This window comes from Microcystis sp. M53598_WE2 (assembly GCF_030067735.1).
Classification (GTDB): Bacteria; Cyanobacteriota; Cyanobacteriia; order Cyanobacteriales; family Microcystaceae; genus Microcystis; species Microcystis aeruginosa.
In genome coordinates, this window is the sequence record NZ_JASJFE010000021.1 from 1 (window position 1) to 3,424 (window position 3,424).

Consider the following 3,424-nt stretch of genomic DNA (forward strand, 5'->3'; position numbering starts at 1 on the left):
AAAACCTTGTTGGATAAGACTTTTAGACCTTTTGTCAATCAAAAAGTACCGGATATGGGAGTGATCGGGGGGAAATTTAGGCACTTTTTCCCTGAAAATTAGGTAATTGACCGCCTGAAAATGGGTAAAACCCTACACCCTACACCCTACACCCCACACCCTGCCCCCACCAACAAACTTTTTCAACAGACCCTAATTCTATACTCTCTCGCAAGAGTACAAGAGCGACTATCTCAACAATCTGTTATTTTTCGTGCTGTTCGTAAGCTGAGACAATTTTTTGTACTAAGGGATGACGCACCACATCGGCCCGGGATAGGTAACAAAAAGCGATCCCTTCTACTGATTTGAGGATTTTTTGAGCGGCAATTAACCCCGATTCCTGTTGTTGCGGTAAATCGGTTTGGGTGACATCTCCAGTTACTACCATGCGCGAACCGAATCCCAAGCGAGTTAAGACCATTTTTAACTGTGCTGGGGTGGTATTTTGGGCCTCATCAACGATCACAAAAGCATTAGCTAGGGTTCGTCCCCGCATATAAGCTAAGGGTGCGATTTCGATTTTACCCCGTTCCATCAGGTCGGGAATTTTGGCCGCTTCGATAAATTCGTATAAAGCATCGTAGAGGGGACGCAAAAAAGGATCGACTTTTTGCTGTAAATCCCCCGGGAGAAAGCCTAATTTTTCCCCCGCTTCCACGGCCGGTCGGGTGAGGATAATTCGTTCTACTTTATCTTCTAATAAAGCCTGTACGGCCAAAACGGCGGCTAAAAAGGTTTTCCCCGTGCCGGCAGGTCCAATACAAAAGGTGATATCGTGACTTTGAATCGCTTGGATATATTGACGCTGACGGAAGGTTTTCGCCCGAATTAGCTCCCCGCGACGGGTACGAGCGAGAATATCCTGCTGTAGTTCTTTATACTCGCTAGAACGCCCCGTATCGAGGGCATGGATAGCGGTCATAATATCGGCTTCGGCGATTAACTTGGCCTCTTGCCATAAAATACTTAAGGAGCGCACAATCGCTGTGGCACGCTCCACCGGGGTCGGTTGCCCCGCAATCCGCAATTCCAGGCCTCTGAGGACTAAATTCGCCCCAGTTTGCCTGGCGATCAATTTGAGGTTAGCTTCTTGATGACCCGCTAAAGCGATCGCACTTTCTGAACTGGGGAATTGAATCGTTTGCCAAGTTTCCGTCATGCTCGGGGCTAAATTATCCTTTGGCTAGTTCTACCACTTTAGCAAAAGCGACGGGATCGAGGACAGCTAATTGGGCTAACATTTTCCGATTGAGGAGGATATTAGCTTTCTTTAATTGTCCGGTCAGTTGGCTGTAACTGATGCCCTGTTGACGAGCAGCGGCATTAATGCGGGTAATCCAAAGACGACGAAAATCGCGTTTACGTTTGCGACGGTCTCTATAGGCATTCCGCAAGGCCTTCATTACCTGTTGGTTAGCGGTACGGAATAAGCGCGAGTGGGAACCGCGAAAACCTTTGGCTAATTTGAGAACTTTTTTGCGTCGCTTGCGGGCGACATTCCCCCGTTTTACTCTAGACATGATAATCCTTTAGACAATTTTTCTGGAAAATTTACAAATAGGGCAACATTAAGCGCACTTCCTTCTCGTCGCGCTCGTCCACTAGGGTAATCTGGGACAAACGACGGCGCTTGCGTTCGGCACTTTTATGATCGAGTAGATGATTTTTGAAGGCTTTGCGACGTTTGATTTTTTTGCCGCTTCCCGTGGCCTCGAATCGTTTGGCCGCCGCCTTTCGCGTTTTTAGCTTGGGCATAAACTCCCTTTTATTAAATCGACACAATCACTAATACTATCACAAATACAGGACTTTGGGCAAGGAGTGGCCAAAAGATTCCCCGGCTTATCCCCACTTTGGCAAGGTCTGTGGGTGGGAATTAAATCAATCGGGAATTTTCCCCTTCCTCTCGATCGAATCGCTAAGATCCAGATAAAGTCTCGCGTTAACACGCATCTGGAGAAGTTATGGCTAAAACCCTACTAGAACAATTACGCCAATTTACAGTGGTTGTTGCTGATACCGGCGATATCCAAGCGATCGAAGCTTTTACACCCCAAGATACCACCACTAACCCCTCCCTGATTACGGCCGCGGCCCAAATGCCCCCATATCGGCCGATTGTCGATCAAACCCTGCAAGCGGCCAGAAAAGAATTGGGAAAGCAGGCCACCCCGGAAGATGTGGCCAAATTAGCTTTTGATCGCCTAGCGATCGGTTTTGGTCTGCAAATCCTGCAAATCGTCCCCGGCCGCGTCTCCACCGAAGTAGATGCTCGTCTTTCCTACGATACCCAAGCTACCATCGACAAGGCCCGTTATCTCATTTCCCAGTATGAAAAAGCGGGTATCTCTAGAGAAAGAGTCTTAATTAAAATTGCCTCGACTTGGGAAGGGATTAAAGCCGCAGAAGTCCTCGAAAAAGAGGGAATTCACTGTAATTTAACCCTATTATTCGGTTTCCATCAGGCGATCGCCTGTGCGGAGGCGGGAGTAACCTTAATTTCTCCCTTTGTCGGTCGGATTCTCGATTGGTATAAAAAAGAAACCGGTAAAGACTACGTTGGCGCTGAAGATCCCGGAGTCCAATCCGTTACCCAGATCTATAACTACTATAAAAAGTTTGGCTATAAAACCGAAGTTATGGGGGCAAGTTTCCGCAATATCGGTGAAATTTGCGAGTTAGCTGGTTGTGATCTTTTAACCATTTCTCCGAAACTGCTCGAACAATTGCAAGAGACAGAAGCCGATTTACCCCGTAAGCTCGATCCAGCACAGGCCGCAACCCTTGATATTGTCAAAATTGCCATGGATCAAGCGACTTTTGAGAAAATGCACGCCGAAGATGCCATGGCTTCCGAAAAACTAACGGAAGGTATTCAAGGTTTTACCAAAGCTTTAGAATTATTAGAACAATTGCTGATTCAACGTTTAACCCAGTTGGAAGGTCAGTCAACCCTAGAACACGCCGCCGAAGATATTTTCCGAGTCTATGATCATGATGGGGATGGTTTCATCACCCGGGAAGAATGGGCGGGAACCGATGCGGTATTTGATGCGATCGATATTAACCATGATGGCAGAATTTCTCCCGATGAGATCGCTGTCGGTTTGGGTGCGGCTTTTCGTTTAGTGGAAGCTTAACTCTCCCCCGCTAACCGCTCGCGCGGTGTAGCGGGGGATTCTTGGTTCATCGGCTCTTGACTAGATCAAACAGGTTTAACTGAACGACCCCCAACCGACCGCCTCCGCAAGCGTTTTCTAACACGGTCAGTCCGACCGCGTTTTTTCCTCGGTTCTCGATTATCTTCGCTGATGCCGTATCTCTCGGTTCAATGTGGCCGCAAGAATCACACCGGTGGACTCTTTCCGATAACGCTTTTTTG

The 3,424-nt window shown here is 47.7% G+C and carries 4 protein-coding genes and 1 pseudogene; 1 reads left to right on the forward strand and 4 read right to left on the reverse strand.

All coding sequences use genetic code 11. From position 1 onward, the window contains the following. Positions 1–244 precede the first annotated feature (244 nt). Genes PX636_RS00475 through rpmI form a run of 3 tightly spaced genes read right to left on the reverse strand, consistent with a single transcriptional unit; the run spans position 245 to position 1,797 of the window. On the reverse strand, positions 245–1,201 hold the full coding sequence (locus tag PX636_RS00475) for a PhoH family protein (protein ID WP_002757181.1): 957 nt from the start codon (positions 1,199–1,201) through the stop codon (positions 245–247). Positions 1,202–1,214: 13 nt separating this feature from the next. Beyond that, on the reverse strand, positions 1,215–1,562 hold the full coding sequence (gene rplT, locus PX636_RS00480) for a 50S ribosomal protein L20 (protein ID WP_002791991.1): 348 nt from the start codon (positions 1,560–1,562) through the stop codon (positions 1,215–1,217). 31 nt (positions 1,563–1,593) lie between these two features. Then, entirely contained in the window at positions 1,594–1,797 is a 204-nt protein-coding gene (gene rpmI, locus PX636_RS00485) for a 50S ribosomal protein L35 (RefSeq protein ID WP_002740108.1), read from the reverse strand. Between the two features lie 209 nt (positions 1,798–2,006). Between rpmI and PX636_RS00490 the strand changes: the two genes are divergently transcribed. Then, positions 2,007–3,182, forward strand: coding sequence for a transaldolase (locus PX636_RS00490; RefSeq protein ID WP_125730686.1), 1,176 nt, complete (start codon positions 2,007–2,009; stop codon positions 3,180–3,182). Positions 3,183–3,228: 46 nt separating this feature from the next. Here the strand turns inward: PX636_RS00490 and PX636_RS00495 are convergent. Further along, positions 3,229–3,424 (reverse strand): annotated as a pseudogene (locus tag PX636_RS00495) (RNA-guided endonuclease TnpB family protein); the annotation flags it as partial.